Source organism: Mycobacterium kiyosense, from assembly GCA_021654635.1.
In the GTDB taxonomy this organism is placed as follows: domain Bacteria; phylum Actinomycetota; class Actinomycetes; order Mycobacteriales; family Mycobacteriaceae; genus Mycobacterium; species Mycobacterium kiyosense.
In genome coordinates this window covers 5,923,518-5,938,952 of sequence record AP025179.1, presented here as the reverse complement: position 1 = coordinate 5,938,952, position 15,435 = coordinate 5,923,518, and the positions used below count along the sequence as shown (strand labels likewise).

General features: G+C 69.2%; 8 protein-coding genes, 1 tRNA gene and 3 pseudogenes. 5 read left to right on the top strand and 7 right to left on the bottom strand.

All coding sequences use genetic code 11. The annotated features are described in order from the left end of the window. Nucleotides 1-266: 266 nt before the first annotated feature. The 4 genes and pseudogenes from L6444_RS31335 to L6444_RS27990 all read right to left on the bottom strand — a co-directional run bounded on the left by L6444_RS31335 (nucleotide 267) and on the right by L6444_RS27990 (nucleotide 6,179). Entirely contained in the window at nucleotides 267-1,007 is a 741-nt protein-coding gene (locus tag L6444_RS31335) for a PE family protein (protein ID WP_370653043.1), read from the bottom strand. A 143-nt stretch (nucleotides 1,008-1,150) separates the two neighbouring features. Beyond that, the gene (locus L6444_RS31330; protein WP_459561264.1) at nucleotides 1,151-1,711 is read right to left on the bottom strand and encodes a hypothetical protein; all 561 of its coding nucleotides are present in this window, start codon (nucleotides 1,709-1,711) and stop codon (nucleotides 1,151-1,153) included. Between the two features lie 597 nt (nucleotides 1,712-2,308). Continuing rightward, nucleotides 2,309-3,712 (bottom strand): annotated as a pseudogene (locus L6444_RS31325) (PE family protein); the annotation flags it as partial. A 160-nt stretch (nucleotides 3,713-3,872) separates the two neighbouring features. Next, nucleotides 3,873-6,179, bottom strand: coding sequence for a DEAD/DEAH box helicase (locus L6444_RS27990; protein ID WP_236978617.1), 2,307 nt, complete (start codon nucleotides 6,177-6,179; stop codon nucleotides 3,873-3,875). A 301-nt stretch (nucleotides 6,180-6,480) separates the two neighbouring features. Here L6444_RS27990 and cspA point away from each other — a divergent pair, with 301 nt between their 5' ends. The 3 genes from cspA to topA all read left to right on the top strand — a co-directional run bounded on the left by cspA (nucleotide 6,481) and on the right by topA (nucleotide 10,377). Next, nucleotides 6,481-6,684 carry a cold shock protein CspA gene (cspA, locus tag L6444_RS27985; protein ID WP_003419650.1) on the top strand — a complete coding sequence of 68 codons (204 nt, stop codon included), beginning with the start codon at nucleotides 6,481-6,483 and terminating at the stop codon, nucleotides 6,682-6,684. A 144-nt stretch (nucleotides 6,685-6,828) separates the two neighbouring features. Further along, nucleotides 6,829-7,407 (top strand): hypothetical protein, encoded by a 579-nt coding sequence (locus L6444_RS27980; RefSeq protein ID WP_236978616.1) that lies wholly within the window; start codon nucleotides 6,829-6,831, stop codon nucleotides 7,405-7,407. Nucleotides 7,408-7,569: 162 nt separating this feature from the next. Beyond that, a complete protein-coding gene (gene topA, locus L6444_RS27975; RefSeq protein WP_236978614.1) occupies nucleotides 7,570-10,377 on the top strand; it encodes a type I DNA topoisomerase in 2,808 nt (935 codons plus the stop codon). A 37-nt stretch (nucleotides 10,378-10,414) separates the two neighbouring features. Here topA and L6444_RS27970 read toward each other — a convergent pair. Then, nucleotides 10,415-12,095 (bottom strand): annotated as a pseudogene (locus L6444_RS27970) (adenylate/guanylate cyclase domain-containing protein); the annotation flags it as partial. 101 nt (nucleotides 12,096-12,196) lie between these two features. On the opposite strand from L6444_RS27970, the pseudogene L6444_RS27965 reads away from it, so the two are divergent. Both L6444_RS27965 and L6444_RS27960 read left to right on the top strand, forming a co-directional pair. Then, nucleotides 12,197-13,413: pseudogene (locus L6444_RS27965) on the top strand (DNA polymerase III subunit delta'). Between the two features lie 62 nt (nucleotides 13,414-13,475). After that, nucleotides 13,476-13,551, top strand: a tRNA-Thr gene (locus L6444_RS27960). A 19-nt stretch (nucleotides 13,552-13,570) separates the two neighbouring features. Here L6444_RS27960 and L6444_RS27955 read toward each other — a convergent pair. Beyond that, nucleotides 13,571-14,806 carry a tyrosine-type recombinase/integrase gene (locus L6444_RS27955; RefSeq protein ID WP_236978613.1) on the bottom strand — a complete coding sequence of 412 codons (1,236 nt, stop codon included), beginning with the start codon at nucleotides 14,804-14,806 and terminating at the stop codon, nucleotides 13,571-13,573. Continuing rightward, a complete protein-coding gene (locus L6444_RS27950) occupies nucleotides 14,799-15,377 on the bottom strand; it encodes a hypothetical protein (protein ID WP_236978611.1) in 579 nt (192 codons plus the stop codon). Before L6444_RS27950 ends, L6444_RS27955 begins: the two co-directional genes overlap by 8 nt. Nucleotides 15,378-15,435: the final 58 nt, after the last annotated feature.

The window sequence follows — 15,435 nt, the reverse complement described above, 5'->3', positions numbered from 1 at the left end:
GACTTTCGTGAATCGCGGCGCAATGTGTTGCAATTGGCGCTTACTGCCGGGTAGGTTTCTGCTGCACTCGCGATGATTCGCAGAATGCGACGGATTGTGTGTCGTCCGACCGTCGCCAAGCGTGTCCGTGGAGGTCGACCGTTCGAGGGGTCGGTCGCCCATCCAACGGATCACAGCACGGATCTCGTGACCCGGTTCGCTACGGATGCGATCTTTCCGGCTCTGAATGTGTTGTGCTGCAGCACATTCAGTCGTCCGGGGAGATCTCATGCCGGTGAATCGAGGCGCCTGCGTTCCGGTGCCGAACACGCAGTGGCAATACGGAGCGTGTCCTGCGTCTGCGGTGAAGTGAGCAACACCCCGACGCCCGTCCCCGCGCTGACCCGGCCGCTCCCGCCGGCCCGGGCACGACGTTCGCCGCCTTGGAGTAGCCGGCTCAGGATTCCGCCGGAACCGCCCGCTGCGGCGCTGCCCATGCCTGCGCTACCCGCCACCACGGCTCGGCTGGGGCCGAGCAGCAGTCCGCCGCTGCCGCCGCCGGCGACGACTGGACCGGTTTCGGCGGACGCTGCGCCCGATGCGGCCCGATCGGTGCCCGTAGGTGCGGCGGTCTGGCCGGGCGCACTGCGCTCAGCCGCGACGGAGCGAAAGGTCCCGACGTACTCGCAGGCGGGGCCGGCGGCGGACCCGGTTTTTGCGATGTCGACGTTGCCGATCGACGAGGCGTTGGCCGACTCGGCGGAGGCATACGCGTTCGCGCTCGACTCGATCGCCCGTGCGAATTGGGCGTGGAAGTTCGCGGCCTGCTCACTGAGGGTCTGATAGGTCTGCGCGTGAACGGAGAACAGGGCTGCTACGGCGGCGGACACCTGGTCCCCGGCCGCGGCGAGTACGGCGGTGGTGGGTGCCGCAGCCAGGGCGTTGGCAGCGCTGATCGTCGCACCGATGCCGGTGACATTCGCGGCGGCGGTACTGATGGCGCCGGGGACTGCGCTGACAAGCGACAAACGACACCTCCGAATCGATGCTCGACAGACTCGGCCAGTGTCTGATGGCCGTGCGCGGCGCGGACGGCTACGTTGCACCGTAAACGGAATTCCGCCGGAAGGGAATATCCGTTTTCCGCAAAATTCTCCGGGTGCGACTGCGGTCAGGAGAGGCCGTCGTGCCCGTCCTGGCCGGCTAGCTTTCCGCCGTCGCCGCCCGCGCCGGGGGCCCCGGTGGTGACGCCTATCCCGCCGTTGCCGCCGTTGCCGCCGTCGCCGAACCAGACCGCGCCGCCGCCGGCCCCTCCGTCGCCACCGTGCCCGTTGACGTAGTTCGGGTTGCCCGCGCCGCCGGCGCCGCCGGCGCCGCCGGGGCCGGCCAGCGTGCCGCCGTTGCCGCCGGATCCGCCGGCGCCGCCCGCCGCCCCGAGGTAGCTGAATCCGCCGGCTGCGCCGGCGCCGCCGCTGCCGATCAGCCCGGCGTCTCCGCCCGAGCCGCCGGCCCGCCGGCGGCGGTGAACGCGTTTCCGCCGAAGCCCCGGCGCCGGCGCCGCCGAACAGTCGCGCGCCATTGCCACCGTCGCCGCCGGCGCCGCCACCGGGCCCGGACACGCCGAGCGCACCGATCGTCGATCCGCCGGCACCACCGGATCCGCCGCTGCCGAACAGCAGCCCGGCGTTGCCGCCATCGCCACCGGCGCCGGCGGCGTTATTGGCACCGGCACCTCCGAACCCGCCCGAGCCACCTAGCGGTCCGGCGTTGCCGCCGACCCTCCGGCCCCGCCACGGCCGTCCATGCCGAACCCGCCGTCGCCGCCGGCGCCACCGCTGATGCCGAACAGGCCCGCCGATCCGCCCGCACCGCCGGCCCCCGCGACCGGCCCACCGATGGAGGTTCCGCCGACCCCGCCGGCACCCCGGCGCCGAACAAGCCGCCGCTGCCGCCGGCACCGCCCGCGCCGCCACCCCGTTCAAAGCGCCGCCGCCCATTCCGCCGCCACCGCCGTCGCCGGCCAGCAAGCCGCCCCTTCCGCCGGTGCCGCCGCCACCGCCGGTCCCCTTCCCTGCATCGTTCCGGCGCCGCCACCGCCTCCGGTGCCGAAGAGGCCGGCGCCGCCGTTGCCGCCGTGGCCACCGCTGCCGCCTTCGGCAGCAGCCCCGGCGCCACCGTCGCCGAGCAGCCAGCCACCCGCCTTGCCGTCTGCGCCCGTGCCGAAGGCGCCGGGATCGCCATTGCCGATCAGTGGCCGTCCGGTCAGCGACTCGACGGGTGCATTGATCGCGTTGAGCAACTGTTGCTGGGCAACGTGCAACGGGTTGGTTCCGCTGGTCGGCGCGTTATACCCGTCCAAGCCCAGCAATGTCCCCGAGATACCGCCGGAGCCGATCGTCGAACCCAGCCCGCCGTTGCCACCGTTGCCGACCAGCACTGCGCTGCCGCCGGCACCACCGGAGCTGGGTCCACCCTCGCCGCCGGCGCCACCGGCGCCGCCGTTGCCGAACAACAGCCCGCCGCGGCCGCCGGAGCCGCCGTCACCACCCGTGCCGGGACCACCGACATGGGGGCCGGAGCAGTATCCACCGGCGCCGCCGGTTCCGCCGAAGCCCAACAGTCCGGCGTCGCCGCCCGCTCCGCCGGCGCCGGCATCGTCGTAGTAGCTGAACCCGCCCGCTCCGCCGCCACCGCCGTTGGAGAACAGCAGCCCCGCCTTTCCGCCCACCCCGCCTTCGCCTCCGGTGCCGTAGAAGGCGGCGCCGCCGGTGCCGCCCGCGCCGCCGTTGCCGTACAGCGATCCCCCGCTGCCACCGTTTCCGCCGACACCACCGCTGGCGCCGTATCCGCCGGCACCGCCTGCGCCGCCGGCGCCGACGAAGTGTCCACCGCCGCCCCGGCACCCCGGGTCTCCGCTGATCTGGCCGGATCCGCCGCCGCCGCCGTTGCCGCCACCCCCGCCGACCAGGCCGGACAGCAGCCCGCCGGTGCCACCCGCACCGCCTGTCCCGCCGACGCCGATGTTGCCGTCGGTGCCGTCGCCGCCGGTGCCACCGATACCCCGGAACCCAACAGCCCGCCCGATCCACCGGACCCGCCGGCGCCACCGACGGTGCCCGCCGCACCGAGGCCGCCGGCTCCGCCACTACCCCACAGCCAGCCGCCGGCTCCGCCGGTCCCGCCGGCTCCGCCTGCGTTACCGGTGGCGGTGCCGCCGGCCCCGCCGGCGCCCCCGAGCCGATCAGTCCGGCGGCTCCGCCGTTGCCGCCCCGCTGGCCGGTGCCCGCGGCCCCGGAGCCGCCCGCCCCGCCGTTGCCCAACAACCAGCCGCCGTCGCCGCCGTTAGCGCCGCTACCAGGGGCGGCGTTGGCGCCGTTGCCGATCAGCGGCCGTCCGGTCGCCGCCTGATGGGCGCGTTGACCGCGTCCAGCGCTGTCTGCAGCGGCGAGACGTTGGCGGCTTCGGCGGCGGCGTAGGCGCCCGCCCCAGAGCCCAGGATCCGGGCGAACTGGTCGTGAAACGCCAGCGCCTGGGCGCTCAGCTGCTGATAAGCCTGCCCGTGCGCGGAGAACAGCGCTGCCATCGCTGCCGACACTTGATCGGCACCCGCGGCCAACACGGACGTGGTCGGGAGCGCGGCCGCCGCATTGGCCGACTGCAGCGTCGAACCGATACCCACGACATCCGATGCCGCCGCTACCAGTGCCTCCGGAGTGGTCATCAAGTACGACATGGGTTGCATCCTCTTCGCGTCAGCGGGATTCGGTGATCGAGGCGGTTCGCCCCTTTTTCACCGTGGTCCATATGGGTCCGCGGGACCTTCGCCCGAACGCGCGATTCGGAGGATGAAATCTCCTCCCCCGGCTGGGGGAGCGGAAACGATGGCTTTCGCCTCAGTGCGGGCCCAGCGCCGCGAGCACCAGGCGCAGCACGCGCACCGCACCGGCCTTGTCCAGCGGATCGTTTCCGTTGCCGCACTTGGGAGACTGCACACAGGACGGGCATCCGCTCGGGCATTCGCAGGCCTCGATGGCCGCGGCCGTGGCGCCCAGCCAGACGCGCGCCTGGTGGAATCCGCGTTCGGCGAACCCGGCCCCGCCCGGATGGCCGTCGTAGACGAAGACGGTGGGCAGGCCGTCGGGCCCGAGCGCGGTGGACAACCCGCCGATGTCGCCGCGGTCGCAGCTGGCGACCAACGGCAATAACCCGATAGCCGCATGTTCGGCGGCATGCAACGAACCCGCAACGGCGGTCGGTTCGATTCCGTTGCGGTCCAGTGCTTCCGGATCGATCGTGTACATCACCGCGACGGTGGGCAGGGAACTCTGCGGCATGCTGAGCTCGACGAAGTCGATCACTTCACCGTCGGTGCGGCGACGCAGGTAGCCCACCACCTGGTGAGTGACGGTCACCGGGACCAGACCCAGCGTGACGGGCCCGAACGACGAACGTTCCCCCGCGCCGGACACGGCGATGTCGGTGATCTCCCGCGCGAACGTGGCGTATCCGGGATCCTCGGCGTGGACGAAGGCGATGCCCTCCTCGAGGTCCAGGGAGTCGACGACATAGCTTTCGCCCTGATGCAGATATACCGCTCCAGGATGAATCGAGGCCGGGGCCTGCCCGGCCCCGGTACTGCCCAGCAGTCGTCCGGTGTCGGCTTCGACGATGACGATCTGGCCTCCGATGGATCCCCGGATATCCACTGCGCCATGAGGATCCACACCGGGGGCGGGAAAGTATTTGCCGCCGCGGCGTTTCAGCAGACCGTCATCGACCAAGCCGTCCGCGACGTCCACCGCGTCCAGCGCTCGGACCTCGGCCTCGTCCAGCGGTAGTTCTGTTGCTGCGCAAAGCAATTGCGGACCCAGGAGGTACGGGTTGCGCGGGTCGATCACCACCCGTTCCACGGGCTTGCCCAGCAATGCCGCGGGGTGATGGACCAGGTAGGTGTCCAGCGGATCGTCGCGGGCGACCAGCACCACCAGCGCGCCCTGACCGCGCCGGCCCGCCCGGCCGGCCTGCTGCCAGAACGAGGCGACCGTGCCCGGGAACCCGGCCAGTACGACGGCATCCAACCCGGCGATGTCGACGCCCAGCTCCAGGGCGTTGGTGGTGGCCAGGCCGCGCAGCCGGCCTTCGGCCAGCGCGTGCTCGAGCGCATTGCGGTCCTCGCTGAGGTAGCCCGCCCGATACGACGCCACCAACCCCGACAACTGCGGCGCCACCTCGTCCAGCCGCGCCCGCGCTGCCAGCGCCGTCAGCTCCGCGCCCCGCCGCGACCGCACGAAGGTCAACGTCTGGGCACCTTCGACGATCAGGTCGGCCATGATTCGCGCCGCCTCGGCGCCGGCCGATCGCCGCACCGGGGCGCCGTGCTCGCCGAGAAGATCGGTGCGCAGCGCCGGCTCCCACAACGCGACGGTCCGCCCGCCCTGCGGCGAGCCGTCGTCGAGCACTTCGGCGACCTGCTGCCCGATCAACTCGGTTGCCGTCGCGCCGGGGGAGTCCGTGGTGGCGCTGGCGAAGATCACCGTCGGATAGCAGGAGTAGCGGGCACACAGCCGCAGCAGCCGCCGCAGCACCATCGCCACGTTGGAGCCGAAAACACCGCGGTAGTAATGGCATTCGTCGACGATTACGAAGCGCAACCCGCGTAGCAACACCGCCCAGCGGGCATGGTTGCGCAGGATGGACAGGTGGATCATGTCGGGATTGGAAAACAGCCACCGCGACCGTTCCCGGGCGAAGCGGCGCACTTCGGCGGGGCTGTCGCCGTCATAGGCGGTGGGCGCCACGTCGGCGAGTTCAGCACCGGCGACCAGGGCATGTGCCGTGCGCAGCTGGTCGTGGCCCAACGCCTTGGTCGGCGACAGGTACAGCACCCGGGCGCGCGGGTCGCCTGCCAGCGCGGACAGCACCGGCAGTTGGTAGGCCAGGGACTTGCCCGACGCGGTGCCGGTGCTGATCACCACGTGGCGGCCGGCGTGCCCGAGTTCGGCCGCCTGCAGCTGATGGGACCAGGGGGCTCGGATGCCGCGATCGGTGAACGCGCGAACGACCCCGGGCGGAACCCAGTGCGGCCAATCACCCGGCCGGCCCGACCTGGGCGGCAGCTCGGCGACGTGGCGCAGCGGCCGTTCCCCGGGCGCGGTACCGGCGAGCGCGGCGGCGAGTAGCTCGCTGCCGAAACTGGCCATCGCCTGCCTTCCTGGTGTGCTGGTGGGGCCGCTAGGTGACACCGACGTAAATTGCGCCTCCGTTCGGCGATCTACGCAGCCAACAAGGCTGTCGCGGACGCGACGAACGTGGTTGACTAATTGCGGTCGTAGCTTCTGTGTTCGTGTCAAACTTTCGCAGGATCGACGTTGCGATCGCGGTTCCTGCGAGGTTATCTGTCGGGTGAAGTTCCGGCGACTCCGCTAGGTATGGCGGTCGCAACGGGCCCGGGGCACCGAAAGGCGGCGCCCCGCACCCAGAAAGTAAAGGAAAGATCGAGAAATGCCACAGGGAACTGTGAAGTGGTTCAACGCGGAGAAGGGGTTCGGCTTCATCGCCCCCGAGGACGGTTCCGCAGATGTGTTTGTCCACTACACGGAGATCCAGGGAACGGGCTTCCGCACCCTCGAAGAGAACCAGAAGGTCGAGTTTGAGATCGGCCATAGCCCCAAGGGCCCCCAGGCCACCGGAGTCCGCTCCCTTTAAACCGGGCAGATTCTGACGCAACCCCCCGGCGCCGCTCCGCTTCTGCGGGAACCGCCCGGGGGGTTTTCGTCGCTCCGGCGCCTTTCACCGCCGCGCCGGATAAGGAGCAGCGGCCGACCGGCTTGCTGGCCTACTGTCTGTGGCGTGAGCCAGCTTTCCTTCTTCGCCGCGGAATCGGTGCCGCCCGCGGTCGAGGATCTGTGCGGGCTGCTGGCCGCGCCGGGCCAGATCGTGACCGTCGGCGCCGGCGCGAGGCTGTCGGTGGTGGTGGAGCAGTCATGGCGCGCCGCCGCATTGGCCGAGATGATCACCGAAGCCGGTCTGGTACCCGAGATCACCCGGACCGACGAAGATCACCCGTTGGTGCGGACGGCGGTGGATCCGCGGTTGCGTGGTATCGCCAAGGAGTGGACGCGCGGCGCGGTCAAGACGGTTCCGCCGCGCTGGCTGCCCGGGCCGCGGGAGTTGCGGGCGTGGACGCTGGCGGCGGGCAGCGTCGAGGCGGACCGGTATCTGCTCGGTCTGGACCCGCACGCGCCCGACACTCATTCGCCGCTGGCGTCGGCTCTGATGCGGGTCGGAATCGCACCCACCCTGATCGGCACTCGGGGCGCCCGCCCAGCGCTTCGGATCAGTGGCCGGCGCAGGCTATCGCGCCTGGTAGAGAACGTTGGGGACGCTCCCGACGACCCCGAGGCCGCCGACCAGTGGCCCCGGGTCTGAGGGGCCGCCGCCGTGCGTCCCGGGGTCAGCCGGTTTGCGCAGGCCCGCCTATTGGTGCGAAATTGTCAGTTGCCCGCGAGGAGAGGTACGGCGGCGTACCGTCTTTTCCCTGTGGGGCGGCTCCGCCAGGGGGCCGAAGTAGGAGATGGAGCGTAAGCGCAGGTGGCTGACGGGGGCCCCGAGAGGGCGAGCAGCGGCAGGAACGGGAGCACCCGGCGACTCGTGATCGTGGAGTCGCCCACCAAGGCGCGCAAACTCGCCGGTTACCTGGGGTCCAACTACATCGTCGAGTCGTCCCGCGGCCACATCCGCGACCTCCCCCGAGCCGCCGCCGACGTGCCGGCCAAGTACAAATCAGAGCCGTGGGCACGCCTCGGCGTCAACGTCGATCACGACTTCGAGCCGCTGTACATCATCAGCCCGGAGAAGAAGAGCACCGTCACCGAGCTCAAAGGCCTGCTCAAGGACGTCGACGAGCTCTATCTGGCCACGGATGGTGACCGTGAGGGCGAGGCGATCGCCTGGCATCTGATGGAGACCCTAAAACCTCGGGTGCCGGTCAAGCGGATGGTGTTCCACGAGATCACCGAGCCGGCCATCCTGGAAGCCGCCGAGAACCCCCGCGACCTGGACATCGACCTGGTCGACGCGCAGGAGACCCGGCGCATCCTGGACCGGCTGTACGGCTACGAGGTCAGCCCGGTGCTGTGGAAGAAGGTCGCGCCCAAGCTGTCGGCCGGCCGGGTGCAGTCGGTCGCGACCCGCATCATCGTGCAGCGCGAACGCGACCGGATGGCGTTCCGCAGTGCCTCCTACTGGGACATCCTGGCCAGGCTGGACGCCAGCGTCTCCGACCCCAAGGCCACGCCGCCTACCTTCAATGCCCGGCTGACCAACGTCGACGGGTTGCGGGTGGCCACCGGCCGGGACTTCGACTCGCTCGGCGTGCTCCGCAAGGCCGAGGAGGTGACCGTCCTGGACGAGGCCGGCGCCACCGAGCTGGCCAACGGCCTGCAGGGCGCGCAGCTGACCGTGGCGTCGGTGGAGGAGAAGCCCTACACCCGGCGGCCGTACCCGCCGTTCATGACCTCGACGCTGCAGCAGGAGGCGGGACGCAAACTGCGGTTCTCCTCCGAGCGCACCATGAGCATCGCCCAGCGGCTCTACGAGAACGGCTACATCACTTATATGCGTACCGACTCCACGACGCTGTCGGAGTCGGCCATCAACGCCGCACGCAACCAGGCGCGCCAGCTCTACGGCGACGAGTACGTCTCACCCTCGCCGCGCCAGTACACCCGCAAGGTGAAGAACGCTCAGGAGGCGCACGAGGCCATCCGGCCCGCGGGCGAGACGTTCGCCACCCCGGACGCGGTGCGCCGCGAGCTCGACGGTGACGAGTTCCGGCTCTACGAGCTGATCTGGCAGCGCACGGTGGCCTCGCAGATGGCCGACGCGCGGGGCACCACGCTGAGCCTGCGGATCGCCGGCGAATCGAACGGTCGGCAGGTGGTGTTCTCGGCTAGCGGTCGGACCATCACTTTTGCCGGGTTCCTCAAGGCGTATGTGGAAACCGTGGACGAGCTGGCCGGCGGCGAGGCCGACGACGCCGAGAGCCGGCTGCCGCAGCTGACCGAGGGGCAGCGGCTCGATGCCATCGAGCTGACCCCGGACGGTCACGCCACCAACCCGCCCGCGCGCTACACCGAGGCCTCGCTGGTCAAGGCGCTGGAGGAGTTGGGCATCGGGCGCCCGTCGACGTACTCGTCGATCATCAAGACGATCCAGGACCGCGGCTACGTGTACAAGAAGGGCAGCGCCCTGGTGCCGTCCTGGGTGGCGTTCGCTGTAATCGGCTTGCTGGAACAGCATTTCGGCCGTTTGGTGGATTACGACTTCACCGCCGCGATGGAGGACGAGCTCGATGCCATCGCCTCGGGCAACGAGCGACGTACCAACTGGCTCAACAACTTCTACTTCGGCGGCGACCACGGGGTACCCGACTCGGTGGCCCGCTCCGGCGGGCTGAAGAAGCTGGTCGGCGTCAACCTGGAAGGTATCGACGCCCGAGAAGTCAACTCCATCAAGGTTTTCGACGACGCCGAGGGCCGCCCGGTCTATGTGCGGGTCGGCAAGAACGGGCCGTACCTGGAACGCACCGTGATCGGCGAGGACGGCGAGCCCACCCCGCAGCGCGCCAACCTGAACGACTCGCTGACCCCCGACGAGCTGACTTTGGCTGTGGCGGAAGAGCTTTTCGCCACACCGCAGGAGGGCCGGGTGTTGGGTGTGGATCCCGAGACGGGTCACGAGATCGTCGCCAAGGACGGCCGGTACGGACCCTACGTGACCGAGATCCTGCCCAAACCCGAAGACGACGGCGGCGACGGGTCGGCGGCCAAGAAGGGCAAGAAGCCGACCGGTCCCAAGCCGCGCACCGGCTCGCTGCTGCGCAGCATGGATCTGCAGACGGTCACGCTGGAGGACGCGCTGAAGCTGCTGTCGCTGCCCCGGGTGGTCGGGGTGGATCCCGCCAGCGGCGAGGAGATCACCGCGCAGAACGGTCGTTACGGCCCATACCTCAAGCGCGGCACCGACTCTCGGTCGCTGGCCACCGAGGATCAGATGTTCACCATCACCCTCGATGAGGCGCTGAAGATCTACTCCGAGCCCAAACGCTCTGGGCGGCAAGCCGCTTCGGCGCCGCCACTGCGCGAGCTGGGCACCGACCCGGCGTCGGGTAAGCCGATGGTGATCAAGGACGGCCGGTTCGGCCCCTACGTCACCGACGGTGAGACCAACGCCAGCCTGCGCAAGGGTGACGACGTGCTGTCGATCACCGACGCGCGCGCTTCTGAGCTGCTGGCCGATCGGCGGGCACGTGGTCCGGTGAAGCGGACCGCGAAGAAGACCACCCGCAAGGCCCCGGCGAAGAAGGCCCCGGCCAAGAAGGCTGCCAAGCGCAGCTGATCTCTGCGGAGCGCGCGTGGGTGACGCGGCTGCGATTTCAGGCGAGATTCTTCGCCGGGGCGTTACGCTCGCGCTCGGGTTCCTGGTTCGACGGCTTCTCGTCGGGAGCGGCCAGATTCAGCGGACGCGCCAACTGGGTGGGTGCGGTGCGACCGCGTAGCTCGACCACTTCGCCCACGTCCCAGCACAGCGCTTCGGCGTCCAGCGCGCCACTGACCGCGATCGCCGAGGCCAGCACGTGGCCCTCTTCCAGCTTGGCCAGCTCGGTCAGCCGGGCCGCCTCGTTGACGGGGTCGCCGATCACGGTGTACTCGAATCGCGCCTGGGCGCCGATGTGGCCGGCGATCGCCCGGCCGGCGGACACTCCGATCCCGAATTCGGCGTTGCCCAGCACCGGGATGAGCTCGTCGTGCAGTTCACGTGCCGCTGCCAGCGCCGCGCCCGCGCCGTCGGGGTGTTCGATGGGTGCGCCGAAAATGGCCAGCGCGGCGTCGCCCTGGAACTTGTTGACGAACCCGCCGAAGCGGCCGACGGTCTCCACCACGACCCGGAAGAACTCGTTGAGCAGGTGGACCACCTCGGCCGGAGGTCGGGTCGCGGCCAACTGGGTGGAACCCACCAGGTCCACGAACAGCACCGCGACGTCGCGTTCCTGGCCCCCCAGCTCGGTGCCTCGCTCCAACGCGCGGCGGGCCACGTCCTCACCCACGTAACGGCCGAACAGATCGCGCAGGCGCTGCCGCTCGGACAGTTCGCGGACCATGTCGTTGAAGCCGGCCTGCAGCAGGCCCAGCTCGCTGGCGTCGTAGATCTGCATGTGGGCGTTGTAGTTGCCGCGCTGCACCTCCGAGAGCGCCCAGCGAAGCTGGCGCAGCGGGTCGGCGATCGACATCGATACCAATAACGTGCTGGTCGCGCCGATGCCCAGCGCTGCCAATGCCAGCAACAGGATCGGGTTGAACAGCACGTTCGGCGTGGTGTGCAGCAGGGAGATCTTGTCGGAGATCACGGCCAGCACGATCGCCAGCAGTGGCACCGCGGTGGACAACACCCAGGTCAGCATCAGCCGCAGGATGACGCCGGGGGCGCGCACGTTCTCCGGCACACCGCTGCGCAGCGCCGCCACTGCCACCGGCCGCAACACGCGTTCGGACTGCAGGTAGCCGATGATCGCGGTAGCGGTGGCGCCCAGTGCGCTGGCGACCATCACCACCGGAGCGGCGTGGCGGGCCACCGACCAGCTGGCGATGAGGAACACGATGCCGCCGAGCGCCCAGGACGCGACCGTGGTGACGGTCCGGTAGAACGGCATCCGCAGCGCGCGGGTGCGGGCCAACTCGGTGGTGGACGGATCGGCTTCGACCAGCAGGTTGTCCCGGCGCTGCCAGCGGAAGACCGGCACCAGCAGTTTGAGGTTCCAGGCGAATCCGGCGAGGAACAGCAGGATCACCGCGCAGACGAAGATCACCACGTTGACCGTCGGCAAGTCCTGCAGCAGGATCCGGTCGTTGGGCGGCAGGCCGTAACGCAGGAACCCGAGGACGAACAGGCCGCCGATGATGTCGGCCTGCAGCATGCTCAGCGAGAAGACGGGCCAGGGAGTGCGCACGACCCATCGGACGAATGCGCTGATTCGCCGGGGGAGAGGTGCTGCCGTGGTCATCGAAACCACCGTATCGGTCGGCGGGGACTCGTCGGAAACTTAAATGTGCCTCGGCAAGTCGCCCACCGGGGGCGAATGAGCAGGAAAGATCACAAAATTGTCGCGAATCGGACGCTGATCGGTCTCCGTCGGGGGTGCTCACTACTGTTGCCGTTGATGACAGGGGTGTTTACGCGGCTGGTAGGCCAGCACGTGGTGGAGGCCGAGCTGCTTGCTGCAGCCCGGGCGGCCCGTGCTGCCGGGGGGAGTGATTCGCCTCACGCCACCCCGGGCTTCGGGAATATGACACACGCCTGGCTGATCACCGGGCCGCCGGGGTCGGGTCGGTCGGTGGCGGCGTTGTGCTTTGCGGCGGCCCTGCAGTGCACCTCCGACGACGACCCCGGCTGCGGGACCTGCCGGGCCTGTACGACGACGATGGCCGGCACCCACGCCGACGTGCGCCGGGTGATTCCCGAAGGCCTGTCGATCGGTGTGGACGAGATGCGCGGCATCGTGCAGATCGCGTCGCGGCGCCCGACCACCGGCCAGCACCAGATCGTGGTCGTCGAGGACGCCGACCGGTTGACCGAGGGCGCCGCGAACGCATTGCTGAAGGTGGTCGAGGAGCCGCCACCGTCGACGGTCTTCCTGCTCTGCGCGCCGTCGGTGGACCCCGAGGACATCGCGATCACGCTGCGGTCCCGGTGCCGGCACGTCGCGCTGGTGACGCCGTCCAACGAGGCGATCGCGCAGGTGCTGATCGACGGCGACGGGCTGGACGCCGAGACGGCGCACTGGGCGGCGTCGGTCAGCGGTGGTCATGTCGGGCGGGCGCGCCGGCTGGCCACCGACGCCGAAGCCCGGCAACGGCGGCAGCAGGCGCTGGAGCTGGTTCGCGATGCCGCGCGGCCGTCGCGGGCGTTTCTGGCGGCCGAGGAGCTGGTCGCCGCAGCTGAGGCCGAAGCCGTGGCGCTGACGGCTGGGCGCGCCGAAGCCGAGACCGAGGAGCTGCGTACCGCTCTGGGGGCGGGTGGTACGGGAAAGGGGCCGCTGGGGCGGTGCGAGGCTCGGCCGGTGCCATCAAGGACCTGGAGCGCCGGCAGAAATCCCGGCAGACCCGCGCCTCGCGCGATGCCCTGGACCGCGCGCTGATCGACCTGGCCTCGTATTTCCGTGACGCGGTGCTGGTGTCTTCCGGCGCCGCGGGGGTGCGGCCCAACCACCCGGACATGGCCGAGCGGGTGGGTTCGCTGGCCGCGCACGCCAGCCCGGAACGGTTGCTGCGTTGTGTGGAGGCGGTGCTGGAATGCCGCGAGGCACTGGCGATCAATGTCAAACCCAAGTTCGCCGTGGACGCGATGGTGGCCACCATCGGGCAGGAACTGCGGTAGTGGACTTGGGTGTGGCGGTGGGGCTGCCGTAGACTCGGGCCGCCCGAGAAGAGGGCAGGCAGGCCGCCTTAGCTCAGTCGGTAGAGCGATTCACTCGTAATGAATAGGTCAGGAGTTCGATTCTCCTAGGCGGCTCCATCTACCAGCGCAAATGCACTCACACTGGGGTGCTGGACCCGTCGGAATCCGGTCCACTTGATACTTTCCTGATACTTTCAGCCGCCACCTTCCCGGAGGCGAATTTGTCTAGCGTGTTCCGTACATCCGGGCCGCGGGTGTGACGCTGCAAATAGTGCGCTTCGGTAGTGGCCAGCTTCGAGTGGCTCAGCTGCTGCTGCGCCAACGCCGGCCCCAAGTCATCACGGACCACCGTCGCCACCGTGCGGCGAAACGAGTGCGGCGTGACCCATCGAAGATCGTCCGGCAATGCGGTCCGTAGCGCCCGTCGTAGATTGCACAGCGACATCCATCCGCCGTCACGGTTGGCGAACACCGGCCCCGTCGGGCCAGTCTCGCCAAGCAGCGCCGTGAACGCCTCGACGCCGAATCGGGGGAGTACCACGGTGTGCTCCGGCGCATCACCCTTGCGGGCTTCCTGACGGTGCAGCCCCTTGCCAGGGATCCGCTGGTGGTCGACCAGGGTGCCCGAAATTGTCACAGTCGGCGGGTCCGCGAGCAGATCGACATCTGACCACCGCAATGCCAGCACCTCACTGGGACGGGCGCCGGTCGCGGCCAACACTTCGATGAATGCCGGCAGCAGTCGACCGGGCTTCGGGCCGGCATGCCCGTCACGGCTCACGTACGCGCCGACAGCGGCCCGCACTCGCTCGAACTCGGCGGGTGTCATCGCGCGGGCTGGTTTCCTGTGCAACTTCGCCGTCTTGGTCTCCAAGATGGGATTCACCGCCAGGATGTCAAAGCGCACGGCCAACGAGAACATGCCGCGCAGAATGATCCGCAGATAGCCGGCCTGAGATGAAGTGGTCGCGGCAACGGCCTGAATATGCGCGTTGGCCCGCGACGTCGGAAGCTCAGTCACCCGCAGCGCGCCCAACTGGCCGACGCCATACTTCCCCCAGATCTGGCGGTACTGACCGGCCGTCTGCGGCTTAATGCCATCCTCGAATGTCTTGCCCTCAATCCACACCTCGAACAACTCTCCGAGCGTCGTCCTGTCGGTAACGAGCTGCCCCGACAGTGGAGACCGCCGTTTAGTCAAGTGTCGCTGGAGGTTCCGCCGAGCATCCTCGACCGATTTTTCGCTAGACCGCTCCACGCGCCGCCGTACACCATCCGGGTCACGCACATAGGTAGAGGCGAAATACTTTCCACCGCTGACTCTCTCAGTGATCCGGCCGTGCTCACCAGGTTCCATCCGCTGCCTAGGCATCGAACTCACCGTTCACCAGTCGGCCGTAGGTATGTAGCAGTTCTTCCCGTCGAGACTCGAGAAACTTGATTCGCTCTCGGGTCTGCTTGACGTTCTTCTCCTCTTGCTCCCGCATGCCGGCAACCATCGAAAGACTTCCAGCCTCTTCCAGCTCGAGTCCACGCTCACTTTGAAACAAGTTGTGGCGCTGCGCTTTCAGAGCCACCTCGTTCGTCACTAGTGCAAGTGCAAGTTCAATCGCCGAAGCGTCTTGCCCGAGGTGATCGCCGGTTCCCGTGAACCAGCCTAAGGCGTCTACCCCGGCCACGACGTTGCCGGGGAACAACTCGACGTCTTCGCGAATATCCGGGAACAGCAGTGCTAGCGGCGGCAGGCCGAGCGCCCCGGCAAGGCCAACTAGCTCGCCAACCGTGATATCGCGTTCGCCGGATTCGAGCTTCGGTATTGCAACACGGTGGACCGGCCGCTTGATCTCCCTCGTTCGATCCGACAGGGAGTTGAACTTGAGTCGGGCGCGTATCCGCTGCCTCTTGATTTCTTGCCCGATCTGCTCGGCCCAATTTGTCGACATGGCGACATTCTGCCACGTCGTCTTGTCGCGTCCGCGTCAGTCCGTGTAGTGTTGCGGA

Excerpts from the sequence above, each read along its gene's own strand:
- L6444_RS27990 (WP_236978617.1), bottom strand. The coding sequence starts at position 6,179 with ATGGCCAGTTTCGGCAGCGAGCTACTCGCCGCCGCGCTCGCCGGTACC.
- cspA (WP_003419650.1), top strand. The coding sequence starts at position 6,481 with ATGCCACAGGGAACTGTGAAGTGGTTCAACGCGGAGAAGGGGTTCGGC.
- L6444_RS27955 (WP_236978613.1), bottom strand. The coding sequence starts at position 14,806 with ATGCCTAGGCAGCGGATGGAACCTGGTGAGCACGGCCGGATCACTGAG.
- L6444_RS27950 (WP_236978611.1), bottom strand. The coding sequence starts at position 15,377 with ATGTCGACAAATTGGGCCGAGCAGATCGGGCAAGAAATCAAGAGGCAG.